Source organism: Winogradskyella immobilis (genome assembly GCF_021887715.1).
Taxonomy (GTDB): Bacteria; Bacteroidota; Bacteroidia; order Flavobacteriales; family Flavobacteriaceae; genus Winogradskyella; species Winogradskyella immobilis.
The window spans coordinates 13,931-28,538 of the sequence record NZ_JAIQXX010000012.1; the positions used below are offsets into that span (position 1 = coordinate 13,931).

At 31.3% G+C, this 14,608-nt stretch carries 14 protein-coding genes; 9 read left to right on the forward strand and 5 right to left on the reverse strand.

The window, feature by feature from the left end; genetic code table 11:
- The first annotated feature begins 170 nt into the window (after positions 1-170).
- On the forward strand, positions 171-1,970 hold the full coding sequence (locus tag K8Z87_RS09705) for a serine hydrolase (protein WP_227477340.1): 1,800 nt from the start codon (positions 171-173) through the stop codon (positions 1,968-1,970).
- Between the two features lie 6 nt (positions 1,971-1,976).
- Positions 1,977-2,813 carry a class I SAM-dependent methyltransferase gene (locus K8Z87_RS09710; RefSeq protein ID WP_227477341.1) on the forward strand — a complete coding sequence of 279 codons (837 nt, stop codon included), beginning with the start codon at positions 1,977-1,979 and terminating at the stop codon, positions 2,811-2,813.
- 16 nt (positions 2,814-2,829) lie between these two features.
- Here K8Z87_RS09710 and K8Z87_RS09715 read toward each other — a convergent pair whose 3' ends face one another.
- Positions 2,830-3,522: a tetratricopeptide repeat protein gene (locus tag K8Z87_RS09715; protein WP_227477343.1), complete on the reverse strand. Its 693-nt coding sequence runs from the start codon at positions 3,520-3,522 to the stop codon at positions 2,830-2,832.
- A gap of 143 nt (positions 3,523-3,665) precedes the next feature.
- Positions 3,666-4,598 carry a peptidylprolyl isomerase gene (locus K8Z87_RS09720; protein ID WP_227477344.1) on the reverse strand — a complete coding sequence of 311 codons (933 nt, stop codon included), beginning with the start codon at positions 4,596-4,598 and terminating at the stop codon, positions 3,666-3,668.
- Between the two features lie 116 nt (positions 4,599-4,714).
- Between K8Z87_RS09720 and K8Z87_RS09725 the strand changes: the two genes are divergently transcribed.
- Positions 4,715-5,158, forward strand: coding sequence for a hypothetical protein (locus K8Z87_RS09725; RefSeq protein WP_227477345.1), 444 nt, complete (start codon positions 4,715-4,717; stop codon positions 5,156-5,158).
- An 81-nt stretch (positions 5,159-5,239) separates the two neighbouring features.
- On the opposite strand, the gene K8Z87_RS09730 is transcribed toward K8Z87_RS09725, so the two are convergent.
- Positions 5,240-7,441 carry an ATP-dependent DNA helicase RecQ gene (locus K8Z87_RS09730; protein ID WP_227477347.1) on the reverse strand — a complete coding sequence of 734 codons (2,202 nt, stop codon included), beginning with the start codon at positions 7,439-7,441 and terminating at the stop codon, positions 5,240-5,242.
- 224 nt (positions 7,442-7,665) lie between these two features.
- Between K8Z87_RS09730 and K8Z87_RS09735 the strand changes: the two genes are divergently transcribed.
- The 4 genes from K8Z87_RS09735 to lptB all read left to right on the forward strand — a co-directional run bounded on the left by K8Z87_RS09735 (position 7,666) and on the right by lptB (position 10,631).
- Positions 7,666-8,631: a KpsF/GutQ family sugar-phosphate isomerase gene (locus K8Z87_RS09735; RefSeq protein ID WP_227477348.1), complete on the forward strand. Its 966-nt coding sequence runs from the start codon at positions 7,666-7,668 to the stop codon at positions 8,629-8,631.
- Positions 8,631-9,452 (forward strand): twin-arginine translocase subunit TatC, encoded by an 822-nt coding sequence (tatC, locus tag K8Z87_RS09740; RefSeq protein ID WP_227477349.1) that lies wholly within the window; start codon positions 8,631-8,633, stop codon positions 9,450-9,452. The genes K8Z87_RS09735 and tatC overlap by 1 nt, the downstream gene beginning before the upstream one ends.
- Before the next feature lie 12 nt (positions 9,453-9,464).
- Complete coding sequence (locus K8Z87_RS09745; protein WP_227477350.1) at positions 9,465-9,812, forward strand: carboxymuconolactone decarboxylase family protein; 348 nt, start codon at positions 9,465-9,467, stop codon at positions 9,810-9,812.
- Positions 9,813-9,890: 78 nt separating this feature from the next.
- Positions 9,891-10,631: an LPS export ABC transporter ATP-binding protein gene (gene lptB / locus K8Z87_RS09750; protein ID WP_227477351.1), complete on the forward strand. Its 741-nt coding sequence runs from the start codon at positions 9,891-9,893 to the stop codon at positions 10,629-10,631.
- A gap of 19 nt (positions 10,632-10,650) precedes the next feature.
- Here the strand turns inward: lptB and K8Z87_RS09755 are convergent, their stop codons facing one another.
- Together K8Z87_RS09755 and K8Z87_RS09760 are read right to left on the reverse strand one after the other, a co-directional pair.
- Complete coding sequence (locus K8Z87_RS09755) at positions 10,651-11,463, reverse strand: TerC family protein (RefSeq protein WP_227477353.1); 813 nt, start codon at positions 11,461-11,463, stop codon at positions 10,651-10,653.
- Positions 11,464-11,466: 3 nt separating this feature from the next.
- Positions 11,467-12,225, reverse strand: coding sequence for a CDP-alcohol phosphatidyltransferase family protein (locus tag K8Z87_RS09760; protein ID WP_227477355.1), 759 nt, complete (start codon positions 12,223-12,225; stop codon positions 11,467-11,469).
- Between the two features lie 121 nt (positions 12,226-12,346).
- Between K8Z87_RS09760 and K8Z87_RS09765 the strand changes: the two genes are divergently transcribed.
- Together K8Z87_RS09765 and K8Z87_RS09770 are read left to right on the forward strand one after the other, a co-directional pair.
- Positions 12,347-13,417, forward strand: a complete 1,071-nt coding sequence (locus K8Z87_RS09765; RefSeq protein WP_227477357.1) for a putative type IX sorting system protein PorV2 — start codon at positions 12,347-12,349, stop codon at positions 13,415-13,417.
- An 11-nt stretch (positions 13,418-13,428) separates the two neighbouring features.
- Positions 13,429-14,601 (forward strand): lipoprotein N-acyltransferase Lnb domain-containing protein, encoded by a 1,173-nt coding sequence (locus tag K8Z87_RS09770; protein WP_227477358.1) that lies wholly within the window; start codon positions 13,429-13,431, stop codon positions 14,599-14,601.
- Positions 14,602-14,608 lie beyond the last annotated feature (7 nt).

The window sequence follows — 14,608 nt, forward strand, 5'->3', positions numbered from 1 at the left end:
TTGATTTAATTTGAAGCAAATATCTTTTTAAAGTCAAATTTTAAAAAATAGGAATTACCGAATTGTAGAAAATTATGGACGAATTGTAATTCTTTTGAAAATAGATTGAAAAATTGGTAACTTATTCACGTTTAATAGGACTCATAGTCATTAACAAAAATCAACCAAAAATGAAACGCTTTTTATTACTACTAATCACTCTTTGTTTTGCATCATCTTTTGCGCAAACCGATAAACGTCTTAAAGGTTTAGAGGATGAACTTAATAAAATATTAGAAATTACAAAAACTGCTGGTTTTGCCGTAGCAGTTGTTGAAGGAGATAAAGTAATCTACAATAAAGGTTTTGGTTACAGAGATTACGAAAATAAGATCCCTGTAGATGCTAATACCTTATTTGCTATTGGGTCATCTACCAAAGCATTTACTTCTGCCATATTAGGAAAATTAAGAGCTGACGACAAATTATCTTTTGATGATAGTCCAAGAAAATATATTCCTGAATTAGAGTTTTATAATGATAATTTAAACAACAATATTATCATTAAAGATTTAATGCGTCATAGCACAGGAATTCCAAGGCATGATGGAGCTTGGTATTTCTTTCCTTCGCATAATAAAGACAGCTTAGTACAGCGTATTAAATACCATGAGCCATTTACAGGCTTACGCCAAAGATGGTATTACAATAATTTTATGTTTTTAACCCAAGGAGTTATTGCTGAAAAGATTACAGGTAAATCCTGGGAAGACAACTTAGACGAGATGTTCTTTAAACCATTAAATATGAATAGAACCAACTCCGATATAAAAGCTATGAAGTCTGCCTCTAATGCATCTATAGGTTATGAACTTAAAGACGATAAAATCTCTAAAATGGATTATTACGACATTGCTGGAATGTCTCCTGCAGGTTCTATAAACAGTAGTGTTAATGATATGACTAAATGGATGACACTATGGCTTAATAAAGGAAAACATAATGAAGAAGAGCTGTTACCAGAAAGTTACATACAAGAAGCTACAGGTTCTCAGATGGTAGTGTCTTCTGGTATTCCTAGTAAAGAATTACCAGACATGCATTTTGCTAATTACGGTTATGGATGGTTTACACACTCGTATAAAGGACATTACGTAGCTGAGCACGGAGGTAATATCGACGGATTTTCTACCAATGTTGCTTTATATCCTACAGATAGCCTAGGCATAGTTGTTTTAGCCAACCAAAATGGATCTGCTACACCTAACTTAGTCCGTAATACTGTTGCAGATTATGTTTTAAAACTAAAGAAAACAGGATGGGCTAGTAAACATAAAAAAGATCTTGAAGAAGCTGAAAAAGCACAAGAAGAAGTTGAAGAAAGTAGTGAAAGCGCACAGATACCAAATACAAAACCTTCGCATAGTAATGTTGATTATACAGGTGTATATTCTAACAAAGGTTATGGTGCAGTAACTATTACTACTAAAAACGATTCTTTATTTACCATTTTAAATAAAAAACTTAATTATCTACATCATTTTCATTACGATACTTTTGAACTTATTAGTGTCGTAAAAGGTAAAGTAGACACAACAGATTATGGACAATCGCTTAAAGCAACATTCAGCACTGGTGACTCTGGAGATATCGATGGTTTTAAAGTTGCTATTGAACCTACAATAGATCCTATTTTCTTTAAACGTTCACCAATTGCATTAGATGTAGATTCTAGTGATTTAGAACCCTATACTGGTGATTATGAGATTTCTGGTGCTACTATCAAATTTTATCTCAAAGGAGGAAAAACATTGTTTCTCTTTGTCCCTGGTCAACCAGAATATGAATTATTACCAACAGACAAACATAAATTTACACTTAAAGGTATAGATGGCTTTAAAGTAGAATTTATAGAAAATGATAAAGGAACTATTAAAGAAGCAAAATTATTTCAACCTAATGGTACATTTACTGTAAAACGAAAAGAATAAAGAACATTGTCAAACAATGAAAATATACATGTTAGCGACACAGCATTTGTAACCTGTGCCTTTAGGCGTTTGAATGAATCATTAAGTCAAGATTATTATGCTAAGCTTTGGTATAATGACAAGGCTGAACTTATTCTTAAAGATTACCTCAGTAAAGTGTCAACCGAAGAAGTGCAAACTCATTGCATTCGTAATCGTTATTTTTTAGAACAATTAAAAAGGCTAATTACTGAACATAAAATAGAAGTACTTATTAATTTTGGAGCTGGATTTAGCATGTATCCTTTTCTTTTAGAACAAAACATTACCCATATAGAAATTGATAAACCTGAGGTTGTTGATTATAAAAAACTTCAGGTAGATCAATGGATTTCTGAAAACAAATTACCTCAACGACATATTAATTTTATAGGCGTGGATTTTAGCACTGATTATCGTGATGATTTAATTGTTAAAATCAATGCTTTAAAGGGAAATAAATCGTGTTTTATACTCTTAGAAGGAGTGCTTTTCTTTTTAAATAGGTCTGAATCTGAAAAACTTTTTGAAGTATTCAGTACAATTCAGCAATCAAAAGATTACATCGGCAGTGTATCTTACACCAATGAAGTTCATAAAACTAAAGCTTATAAACGGTTACTTAAATATGCCAATAAAGAGCTCGACGATGCTAGCGATAATGGACTACAAACCGTTGAAAATAGTTTTTATGAAAATCTAGAAAGTTATCAACTAATAGATCATCAAGATTATTTTTCGTGCTCAAAATTATTTCAAAATACACCAGAATGTGAAGCCACACATATTTTGAATGAGCATTTCTATATTTTACAAAAAGATTAATCTGAATACCTTATTTCTATTTAGCTTCATAGATTTCTATAAACTCCTTAGCTCTTTTATTTCTAGAATTTAAGTCATAAGACTTTAGATAATTATTATAAGCATTTAAACTGTCTCCAGTAGCCAAGTAACCATCACCTAAACTATCGTAAACATTAGGACTATTAGGATGCAAAATAGTATTCATTTTAAATATGGCTACTGCATCTTCATGTTTTTTATCTCTTAGAAATCGGTATCCTATGCGATTAAATTTATATTGCTGAATAAATTCACTGGTAGAGTCTTTTTCTTTTATTTTAAGAAAGCCTTCTAATGCTTTTTCATAATTTGCTTCTTTAAGATATGTGCTCGGTGTTTTATAATCATCTGCTACTTTTAGGTAATCATAAGTAATAGAATCTGTATTTTCTTCTTGTATTACAGACAAATATTTTTCTTTAGATGAAGAATTCTCCACAAAATGAAGCTTCTTATACATATCTGCCACAAAAAATTCATTATCGCCAGTAGTTACAGATTTCATCTCTCCTTCTCTCCATTTTAAGTAAAGGTCATTACCTTTATAGTAAACTTCTATAACATCATCCGCATTGTATAAATATTTACCAGATGTTTCTGCTTTAAACTCTTCTGTAAACTCAACAGAGTTGCAACTTAACATGATTAAAGCAAGTAAAAAGCTAGTGAGAAATGATTGGGTTTTCATGATTGAATTTTTGATTGGTTGTAATATGAGCAAAAAAAAGTCTCATTTAGCAATGAGACGATTTTTTTTAAATTTTGTTACGTGCCTTATATAAGTATAAGCAATTTATTCACTTTTGCTAAAATACAAAAGTGATGCTCTGCTTATTTTATATCCATCAACTCAACATCAAAAACTAAAGTTGCTCCTCCAGGAATGACTCCTCCTGCACCAGCACTACCATAACCTAAATCACTAGGAATAACTAAACGTGCTTTATCACCAACATTAAGTAAACAAATACCTTCATCCCAACCAGCAATTACCTGACCAACACCAACCTGAAAATCAAGTGGTTGATTACGTTTATATGAAGAATCAAATACAGTACCATCTGCTAATTGTCCTTTATAGTGTACAGAAACCATATTTCCTTTTTCTGCTTTTTTACCAGAACCTTTTTGAATAACTTGGTAACGTAATCCGCTAGCTGTTTCTTCAAAACCAGAAGCTAATTTATCCAACTCTGCCTTAGCAGCTTCACGTTCTGCTTCAATACGTTTTTCTCTTGCTCCCTCAAAAGTTCTAAAAGCTTCAACTGCATTAAAAGCTTCTGCTTCTGATCCTTGACGAATAATTTCTAGGCTTTCTATAAGATCTCCTTGTGCTACTGCATCAACAACATCTTGTCCTTCTACAACTTTACCAAAAACAGTATGCTTACCATCTAACCAATCTGTAGCTATATGTGTAATAAAAAATTGACTCCCATTAGTTCCTGGACCTGCATTTGCCATTGATAATACTCCTGGGCTATCGTGTTTTAAATCTGGATGAATTTCGTCATCAAATTTATAACCAGGATTACCTGTTCCTGTACCTTGAGGACAACCTCCTTGAATCATAAAATCTGGAATAACTCTATGAAATTTTAAACCATTGTAATATGGTGTTCCTTGAGGCTTTGCTGAATTCTCTAAATTACCTTCTGCTAAAGCTACAAAATTACCAACTGTACCTGGAGTTTTCTCTAACTCTAAGTTTACTAAAATTGCACCTTTACTTGTATTAAACTTTGCGTATAAACCGTCTTGCATTGTTTTATCATTTTATTTAAGGCTGCAAAGATAGGCAATGATTTATGATTTACGAATTTAGATTGAAGATTTGAGAATTAGTTTTTTAAAGTTAGTTTTGCCTAAATTTAAAACGCATGGGATTCTCATTAACTAACATTTTTGGCAAAAAGGACACTAAAACCAAAACAGAAGATAATATTACTGCTATTTTAAATGATATTGAAAGTGAACCTTTTGGAATCTCTGAACATAATGTACTCTTTGCAGGACTTAATGAATTAGGCGGTTACTCCTTTTTTCAGACTGTAATTGTAGGTCAATTTCATATAAAAACAGTAAAAGGTATATCTATAACACTCAAAAGTGAATCTACTGTAATGACATTAAAGTCTGATACTGATGAGTTAGAATCTGACGCTACTTCAATAAAAGGAAGGCATATTACTAAAGTTGATTTTGAAATTGAAAATTCTGATTTAGAACAATTACAAAACGAAAAAACAACTCAAATTATAATCTCCGACAAATCTCAGAATATTGTGTTTACTAGGTATGTTGCTTTGGATGAGGAAGAGTGAAATAAAACTATTTTCTTATAAATATTGATAGACATTCTTATTAAAATAATTAATCATGACTTTATAATTGTTATTCGCATATCAATTCGCCACCTCGCTCATAAATTTAATACGGTAAAGACGTAGTTCTTCCTCTTCATAATCTCCATCAAATTCTTCAATAGCATCTTCTATTTTATCGGTTTCAGATTCCATAAAGTAATCGTGGATTTCTTCTTGTTGATCTTCGTCTAAAATTTCATCAATCCAATAATTGATATTGAGTTTAGTTCCTGAAAATACAATGACCTCCATCTCCTTAATAAAAGCTTGCATATCCATACCTTTTGAAGACGAAATATCTGTAAGTGGTAACTTTCTATCTACGTTTTGTATAATGTATAGTTTTAATGCAGAATTACTCCCAGTAGATTTCACTATCATATCTTCTGGGCGAATAATATCATTGTCTTCTACATAATCTTGAATTAATCCTATAAAGTCTTTTCCATATTTTTTGGCTTTGCTTTCTCCTACACCATGTACATTAGAGAGTTCTTGTATGGTTATAGGGTATTTTAACGCCATATCTTCTAAAGATGGGTCTTGAAAAATAACAAATGGCGGAACACCTAGGTGTTTAGCATTAGATTTTCGTAAATCTTTTAGCATGCCCATTAATTTTTCGTCAGCCGAAGCACCACCAGATTTTGAATTGGTAATAATACCATCGTCAGTACCTTCATCAAAGACATGGTCTTCAGTCATCATAAAAGATTCTGGAGTATCAATAAATGCTCTACCTGCTTCAGACAATCTTAAAACTCCGTAAGTTTCTATATCTTTTCGTAATAATTTAGCCACTAAAACTTGACGAATTAAGGCCATCCAATATCTTGACTCTTTAGCTTTACCTACTCCAAAAAAAGGTTGTAAATCGGTTTTATGTGAGGATATTAATGCGTTAGATTTCCCTATTAAAACTTGTACTAAGTCTTTAGATTTATACTTTTCATTAGTCTTAGCAACAGTATCTAATATAATATGCACATCATCTTTGGCTTCTTTCTTTGGTTTTGGATAGCGTATGTTATCATCCATATCTCCTCCTTCACCCGTTTCATTATCAAACGCTTCACCAAAATAATGCAATATAAATTTTCGTCGAGACACCGAAGTTTCAGAGAAAGCAACCACTTCTTGTAAAAGCGCATGCCCAATCTCTTGTTCAGCCACAGGTTTGCCAGACATAAATTTTTCTAGTTTCTCTATATCTTTATAAGCATAATAAGCCAAACAATGACCTTCACCTCCATCTCTACCAGCTCTACCTGTTTCTTGGTAATAACTTTCTATACTCTTTGGAATATCGTGATGAATTACAAAACGTACATCGGGTTTATCGATTCCCATACCAAACGCAATCGTTGCAACAACGACATCAGTATCTTCCATTAAAAACATGTCTTGGTGTTTCACTCTCGTTTTTGCATCTAAACCTGCATGATAAGGCACAGCTTTAACACCATTAACCTGTAAAACTTGTGCTAATTCTTCAACCCGTTTGCGACTTAAGCAATAGATAATACCAGATTTACCTTCGTTCTGCTTTACAAAACGAATAATATCTGCATCTACATTTTTAGTTTTTGGACGTACTTCGTAATATAAATTAGGTCGATTAAAAGACGCTTTAAACGTTACCGCATTAGGCATACCCAAACTCTTTAATATATCTTCTTGTACTTTAGGTGTTGCTGTTGCGGTTAAACCTACAATTGGAATATTATCTCCAATCCGCTTTATAATATGTTTTAAGTTTCTGTATTCTGGTCTAAAATCGTGTCCCCATTCGCTAATACAATGTGCTTCATCAACCGCTAAAAAAGATATAGTTACCGTACGTAAAAACTCTACATATTCTTCTTTAGTTAAAGACTCTGGTGCAACGTATAACAATTTAGTTATACCATTAGTAATGTCTTCTTTTACCTGCTTAACTTCAGTTTTATTTAATGAAGAGTTGAGTACGTGTGCAACGCCTTCATGCTCAGAAACTCCTCTAATGGCGTCGACCTGATTTTTCATTAAAGCTATCAAAGGAGACACCACAATAGCTGTACCTTCTTTAATTAAAGCTGGTAATTGGTAGCATAAAGATTTTCCGCCACCTGTTGGCATAATAACAAAGGTGTTATTACCAGCAACTACATTTTTAATAACGTCTTCTTGAAGTCCTTTAAATTTTGAAAAACCGAAGTATTTTTTTAATTCAGAATGCAAGTCAATTTCTATAGTACTCATTAATCCCTATTCCTATTTTATATTTACATTTCTTCTGTAAGAAATTAAATTTTATTTTAAAAAAGCACAAAATTTAATTTTACATCAGTAACCATTTTATTAGCTCAAATATTTTTTTTCATTAGGCTTCATAAAATTTTCTAATGAAAAAAATCATGTACTTTTGCAATAAGTTTAAAGATAACAATTTCTTTAAACTAGAAAAAAACAAAAATCAATAAATTTTGAACACAACGCAATCCATTCTTCAGATCGCTAAAAGCACAATAACTCTTGAAAGTGAAGCTATTACAAATTTAGTAAATCTGCTTACTGAAGATTTTGCAAAAACCACCGAGATAATATACAAATCTAAAGGTCGTGTTATTATAACTGGGATAGGTAAAAGTGCCATTATTGCCAATAAAATTGTGGCTACTTTAAACTCTACAGGAACACCTGCTGTATTTATGCATGCCGCTGATGCTATTCATGGAGATTTGGGGCTAATTTTGGAAGATGATGTTGTTATTTGTATTTCTAAAAGTGGAAATACGCCCGAGATAAAAGTACTTGTTCCTTTAATTAAGAATGCTAAAAATACCATGATTGCTATTACCGGAAATACAGATTCTTTTTTAGGGCAACAAGCGGATTATGTTCTTAACACTTTTGTTGAACAAGAAGCTTGTCCTAATAATTTGGCACCTACAACAAGTACTACAGCTCAATTAGTTATGGGAGATGCACTTGCTGTTTGTTTATTAAAATTACGTGGTTTTTCTAGTAATGATTTCGCAAAATATCATCCTGGAGGTGCTTTAGGAAAACGTTTATACCTTAGAGTTAACGATTTATCGTCTATAAATCTAAAACCCGAAGTCTCTTTAAGTGCAGGTTTAAAAGAAGTGATTGTAGAAATTTCTGAGAAAATGCTTGGAGTTACAGCTGTTACTGAAAACAATAAAATTGTAGGCATTATTACTGACGGAGATTTAAGACGTATGCTAAGCAAAAGTGATGATATTTCTGCTTTAACTGCTAAAGATATAATGAGTAGCAATCCTAGAAGAATTAATGAAGATGCTATGGCTGTTGATGCTAAAGCAATTATGGAAGCTCATGGAATCTCTCAATTACTAGTTGAAAAAGACGGTAATTATGCTGGTGTGGTTCATCTTCACGATTTAATAAAAGAAGGAATCATCTAATGGCAAAAAAGAATATCAATGAGATGTCTTTTCTCGATCATCTCGAAGATCTAAGATGGCATCTTATTAGAGCAACACTCGCCATTGTCATTGCTGGTATTGTTGCTTTTATGTTTAAGACGTTTCTTTTTGAAGTTGTCATTTTTGGGCCATCTAATATGGATTTTGCTACGTATAGATGGCTATGTAGTATGGCTAATCTGGTTGGTGTAGAAACTTCTTTTTGTGCTGAAGAGTTACCATTTACTATTCAAAATAGAACAGTAGCTGGGCAGTTTTCTGCACATATTTGGACCTCAATTTATGCTGGCCTTGTTATTGCCTTTCCTTATGTTATTTATCAATTATGGAAATTTATTAGTCCAGGGTTAAAAACTAATGAACGTAAAAACTCAAAAGGATTTATTATTATTTCTTCGCTGTTATTTTTTATTGGGGTACTTTTTGGATATTATGTTATTGTACCCTTATCACTTAATTTTTTAGCTAATTATAGTGTAAGTGATAAAGTCATTAATGAGTTTGATCTCAGTTCTTACATAGCTATTGTACGCTCATCTGTATTGGCTTCTGGTTTAGTATTTGAACTGCCTATTATTATTTACTTTTTAACCAAAGTTGGTTTAGTTACTCCTATTACGCTTCGTAAGTATCGTAAGTTTGCATTGGTTATTGTTTTAATACTCGCGGCGATAATCACTCCACCAGATATTACAAGTCAAGTGATTGTAGCTATTCCTATTTTAATATTATATCAAGTAAGTATATATATTTCTGCAATTGTGGTAAGGAATCAAAAACGGAAACAACAAACAGCATAAAAATTAAAAGACATGTCTGATATTGTAAAAGAATTTAATGCATATCGTACTAAAATGAATGATAAAATTTTAGCCGATAATAATAAAATTATAAAACGCATTTTCAATTTAGATACTAATGCTTACCAAGCTGGCGCATTAGATGTAAAAACTAAAGAATTGTTAGGTTTAGTAGCTTCTGCTGTATTACGTTGTGATGATTGTATACAGTACCATTTAGAAACTGCTTATAACGAAGGTTTATCTAAAGAAGAAGTAAGTGAAGCTTTAGGTATTGCTACTTTAGTTGGTGGCACTATTGTAATACCACATTTAAGACGTGCTTATGAGTTTTGGGAGGCTTTAGAAAATCAAAGTTAAACGTTAAGTCTTTTTAAACCTATAGACTGTTCTGTACTATTTTAGTACTTTTAACGTTTAGTTACAGAAATATAACGCATGAAGTTACACGCCGAAAATTTAATGAAGTCCTATAGCGGACGAAAAGTTGTAAAAGATGTTTCTCTTGAGGTTAACCAAGGAGAAATTGTAGGTTTACTTGGCCCTAATGGAGCCGGAAAAACCACTTCTTTTTATATGATTGTTGGTATCATTAAACCAAATGGTGGAAATATTTTTTTAGACAATACCAATATCACTAAATTTCCTATGTACAAACGTGCACAAAATGGTATTGGATATTTGGCACAAGAAGCTTCTGTATTTAGAAAGTTGAGTATTGAAGATAATATTTTAAGCGTTTTACAACTTACCAAATTATCTAAAAAAGAACAGCTCTATAAAATGGAGTCTCTTATTGAAGAATTTGGATTAGGGCATATAAGAACTAACCGCGGTGACTTACTTTCTGGTGGTGAGCGTCGTAGAACCGAAATTGCACGTGCTTTAGCTACTGACCCTAATTTTATTTTATTAGATGAGCCTTTTGCTGGTGTTGACCCTGTCGCAGTAGAAGATATACAACGTATTATCGCAAAATTGACTAAAAAAAATATTGGTATTTTAATTACCGATCATAACGTACAAGAAACTTTAGCCATTACAGACAGAACCTATTTAATGTTTGAAGGTAGTATTCTTAAAGCTGGTGAACCCGAAGAATTAGCTAATGACGAAATGGTACGTAAAGTATACCTTGGACAAAATTTTGAATTGCGTAAAAAGAAGTTAGAATTTTAAACGCTAAAATATTATTTAATTATTTCTTCTTTTCTATCGTATTATTTTCCGCTATCAATTTCTTTTGATATCGACCTTGAACAACATCTACAATAATTAAAACGACAATCACAAAATAGAAAGTTGTTTTACTCATAGGTACAATTTCATTACCAAAGATTTTTAAATGTGCTAAATGACCACCTTCAGTAACTAACATAATACCAACTATAAATAATATAAACAATCCTAAAACTTCGTACATTCTATTTTTAGCTAAAAAAGCTGATATTTTATCTGCCATAATAAGCATTAACAATCCACTCGCTACTATAGCTATTGCCATAACTATAAAAGCTGTTGTAGAATTTTCGATTTCGTTAGTAAGTCCAATAGCTGCTAAGATAGAATCAAAAGAAAATACCAAATTCATAATAACGATACTTGTAATTACAGCGTTAGATGATTTGGTGTGTTTACTGCCTCCTTCGACATCATGGTTTAAATCTTTAGTAGAAATCATATGCCAAATTTCTTTAATGGCCGTGTAAATAATAAATCCTCCACCTGCTAATACAATTAGACTATGACCGTTAAAAGCAAACTCTAAAACCTCATCAATATGACCTGTTAAAAATGAAAAAGGATCTTGAAAAAAATCGATTATAGATACTAATACAAATAACAATACAATTCTAAGAATAATAGCAATTAATATCCCAACCTTACGAACACGCTTTTGATCGGATTGTGGAGCTTTTTTAGACTCTAAAGAGATATATAGTAAATTATCAAATCCTAAAACAGCTTGTAATAAGACAAGCATTAGTAGTGTAAAAATAATTTGACCCATAGTTTAGTTGATTTGTTTTTGATTAAATAATGATATTAAAACATATAATATAATAATAGCAGGAATTGCTATAAACTTTAATGTAATAAGTAAGACTACACTTAATATTAAAAACAGATAACGCATAGCATTAGATTTAAAACTCCAATCCTTAAATTTTAATGCAAACAACTTAATGTTAGAGTTTAATAAATAGCAACTTACTAGTGTAACACCTATTAAAAACCATGTGTTAGTAAATAAAGCGGCAACTGTTACAGAATATTGATAATACAAAATTAGTGGCATTGATAGTATTAAAAGTGTATTTGCTGGAGTTGGTAAGCCTTTAAAATACATTTGTTGATCTTCATCAATATTAAATTTAGCTAAACGATATGCAGAAGCTAACGTAATTAATAAACCTATAGAAGCAATTAAACTTATTTGGCCACCACCTAAGTTAATAATTTTATTCCAACCTTCTTCTACCACAAAAACACCATTGGCATTTGTTGCTGAGGCAATAAGCTTATACATTATTATTCCAGGCACCAACCCGCTAGTTACCATATCTGCTAAAGAATCTAATTGAAGCCCTAAAGCGCTTTGAACATTAAGTTTACGAGCTAAAAATCCATCAAAAAAATCGAAACATATTCCTATACAAACAAATAATGCTGTGGCAATAAAATGATCATTAACAGCAAAAATAACTGCTATACAACCTGATAGTAAATTTAAAAGCGTTACAAAGTTTGGAACGTGTTGTTTTATACTCATAAATTAGATTTATGTAAAAATATAAAAGTATTTAGTATTATGGCTTCTATAAGGCAATAAGTCTATATTTTTACTGTTTAATAGATAAAAATATTGTGCATCTTTGTAAAAAAATTAGCTATTGAAAAATTACTATATAGTATTTTTAACATTAGTAACATTATCTTCTTTTGGGCAAACTTCTAGAAAATACTCAAATGAATTTTTGAATATTGGCGTAGATGCTGCTGCTTTAGGAATGAGTAATGCTGTGGTGTCAACAACTTCTGACGTTAATTCGGGGTATTGGAATCCTGCTGGTTTAGTTCACCTTGAAGATAATCAACTCGCTTTAATGCACTCGAGCTACTTTGCTAACATAGCTAACTACAATTACATTGCTTTTGCTAAACCACTAGATGACCGAAGTGCTATTGGCATTTCTTTAATTCGGTTTGGAGTTGATGATATTTTAGATACGACGCAACTTATAGACGACCAAGGTGCTATTAACTTTGATCGAATAAGTACTTTTTCTACTGCAGATTATGCGCTTACTGTATCTTATGCTAGAAAATTACCTCTTGATGGATTAAACTATGGTATTAATGCTAAAGTTATAAGACGTGTTATTGGTGATTTTGCATCTGCATGGGGATTTGGTTTAGATGCTGGTATTCAGTTTGAAACCAATAACGATTGGAAATTTGGGTTTATGGCCAGAGATATTACAACAACCTATAATACGTGGACGTTTGATGAAGATAATTTTGAAAAAATTAGTGGAGCTATTGAAGGTCAAAACCAAACTTTACCTGAAAAAACAGAAATTACATTACCTAAACTAGAATTAGGTTTATCTAAATCTTGGTTGTTCCATTACGATTATTCATTATTAGCTGCTTTTAATTTAAATGTTCGTTTTGCTGAAACTAATGATATTATTTCTACAAGTGCTGCTAGTATTGCTCCCGCATTAGGATTTCAATTTGGATATACTGATTTAGTGTTTTTAAGAGCTGGAGTAGGAAATTTTCAAAACGAATTACAAATAGATAATTCTGAAAACTTAACATTTCAGCCTAATTTTGGAGTTGGCTTTAAGTATAAAGGCATTGAGGTTGATTATGCATTTACAGATATCGGAGATCAAAGTGCAGCACTATATTCAAACGTATTCTCATTAAAATTAGATTTTAGTATTTTTAGGTAATTTCAAAAAAAATGAAGAAATACAGTTTATTCGCAATTTTGCTTTTCTTGTGTTTATCAGTTTGGAGTCAGATTCCTATTTCTCCTCAATGTGAAATCTCTGTAATCACCATTGGACCAGGAACATCATTAAACGATGCATTTGGACATAATGCTTTTCGTATTAAAGATGAAACAAGAGGAATTGATACTGTTTATGGTTATGGTGAATACGATTTTGATACTCCAAATTTCTATTTAAAATTTGCTCAAGGGAAACTCAATTATCTGATTAGTAAAGAGGCTTTTTCTAGATTCTATCGTCGTTACACATATTTTGATAGGACTATTGAAGAACAGGTTTTAAACCTTACAATTAAACAAAAACAAGATCTATACAATTATTTAACCACTAATTATAAACCAGAAAATAGAGCTTATTTATACGATTTCTTTTTTGATAATTGTGCTACCAAGATTAGAGACGTTGTACAAACCTCAACAGATGAAACTACTATGTTTCATACTCCAAAAGATTATACATCTAAAACGTTTAGGCAATTAATACATCAACATACTGGGCATAATACTTGGGGAAGTGTTGGTATAGATATCGCTTTAGGCTCAGTGATTGATAGAAAAGCTACTCCTGATGAGTTCATGTTCTTACCTAATTATATTCATAGTTTTTTTAGTGAAGCTAAGATGCTTAATGATGCTCCTTTAGTAAAATCATCTAAAGCTATATATAAAAGTAGTTCTTTAGGTTATAAAACATTTTCTTTTTTTAGTCCTTTTATAGTTTTAAGCATTATAGGATTGTTAATACTATACAGAACCTACTTAGACTATAAAAAAGGTAAACGTACAAAATGGCTAGATACATTGATTTTTTTTATAACTGGTTTTATTGGTATTGGCATACTCTTTTTATGGTTTGGCACAGACCATTCAGCTACAAAATACAATTACAATTTACTCTGGGCTTTTCCTTTAAATATTATTTTAATTTTTAATTTTTCTAAAAAACTAAAAACCAATTGGATTAAAGGATTTCTTAAATTTTTAATTATTCTAATGACATTGATGACGCTTCACTGGATAATTGGTTTGCAAATTTTCGGTATTACATTAATACCACTTCTATTTGCTTTTTTATTACGTTATATATTTCTATTACGCTTAACTAAAGTTGAAAATAATTGAATTTAAA

Coding starts and splice junctions, on each gene's coding strand:
- K8Z87_RS09720 (WP_227477344.1), bottom strand. CDS start 4,598: ATGCAAGACGGTTTATACGCAAAGTTTAATACAAGTAAAGGTGCAATT.
- K8Z87_RS09705 (WP_227477340.1), top strand. CDS start 171: ATGAAACGCTTTTTATTACTACTAATCACTCTTTGTTTTGCATCATCT.
- K8Z87_RS09730 (WP_227477347.1), bottom strand. CDS start 7,441: ATGAGTACTATAGAAATTGACTTGCATTCTGAATTAAAAAAATACTTC.
- K8Z87_RS09715 (WP_227477343.1), bottom strand. CDS start 3,522: ATGAAAACCCAATCATTTCTCACTAGCTTTTTACTTGCTTTAATCATG.
- lptB (WP_227477351.1), top strand. CDS start 9,891: ATGAAGTTACACGCCGAAAATTTAATGAAGTCCTATAGCGGACGAAAA.
- K8Z87_RS09725 (WP_227477345.1), top strand. CDS start 4,715: ATGGGATTCTCATTAACTAACATTTTTGGCAAAAAGGACACTAAAACC.
- K8Z87_RS09755 (WP_227477353.1), bottom strand. CDS start 11,463: ATGGGTCAAATTATTTTTACACTACTAATGCTTGTCTTATTACAAGCT.
- K8Z87_RS09760 (WP_227477355.1), bottom strand. CDS start 12,225: ATGAGTATAAAACAACACGTTCCAAACTTTGTAACGCTTTTAAATTTA.
- K8Z87_RS09745 (WP_227477350.1), top strand. CDS start 9,465: ATGTCTGATATTGTAAAAGAATTTAATGCATATCGTACTAAAATGAAT.
- K8Z87_RS09770 (WP_227477358.1), top strand. CDS start 13,429: ATGAAGAAATACAGTTTATTCGCAATTTTGCTTTTCTTGTGTTTATCA.
- tatC (WP_227477349.1), top strand. CDS start 8,631: ATGGCAAAAAAGAATATCAATGAGATGTCTTTTCTCGATCATCTCGAA.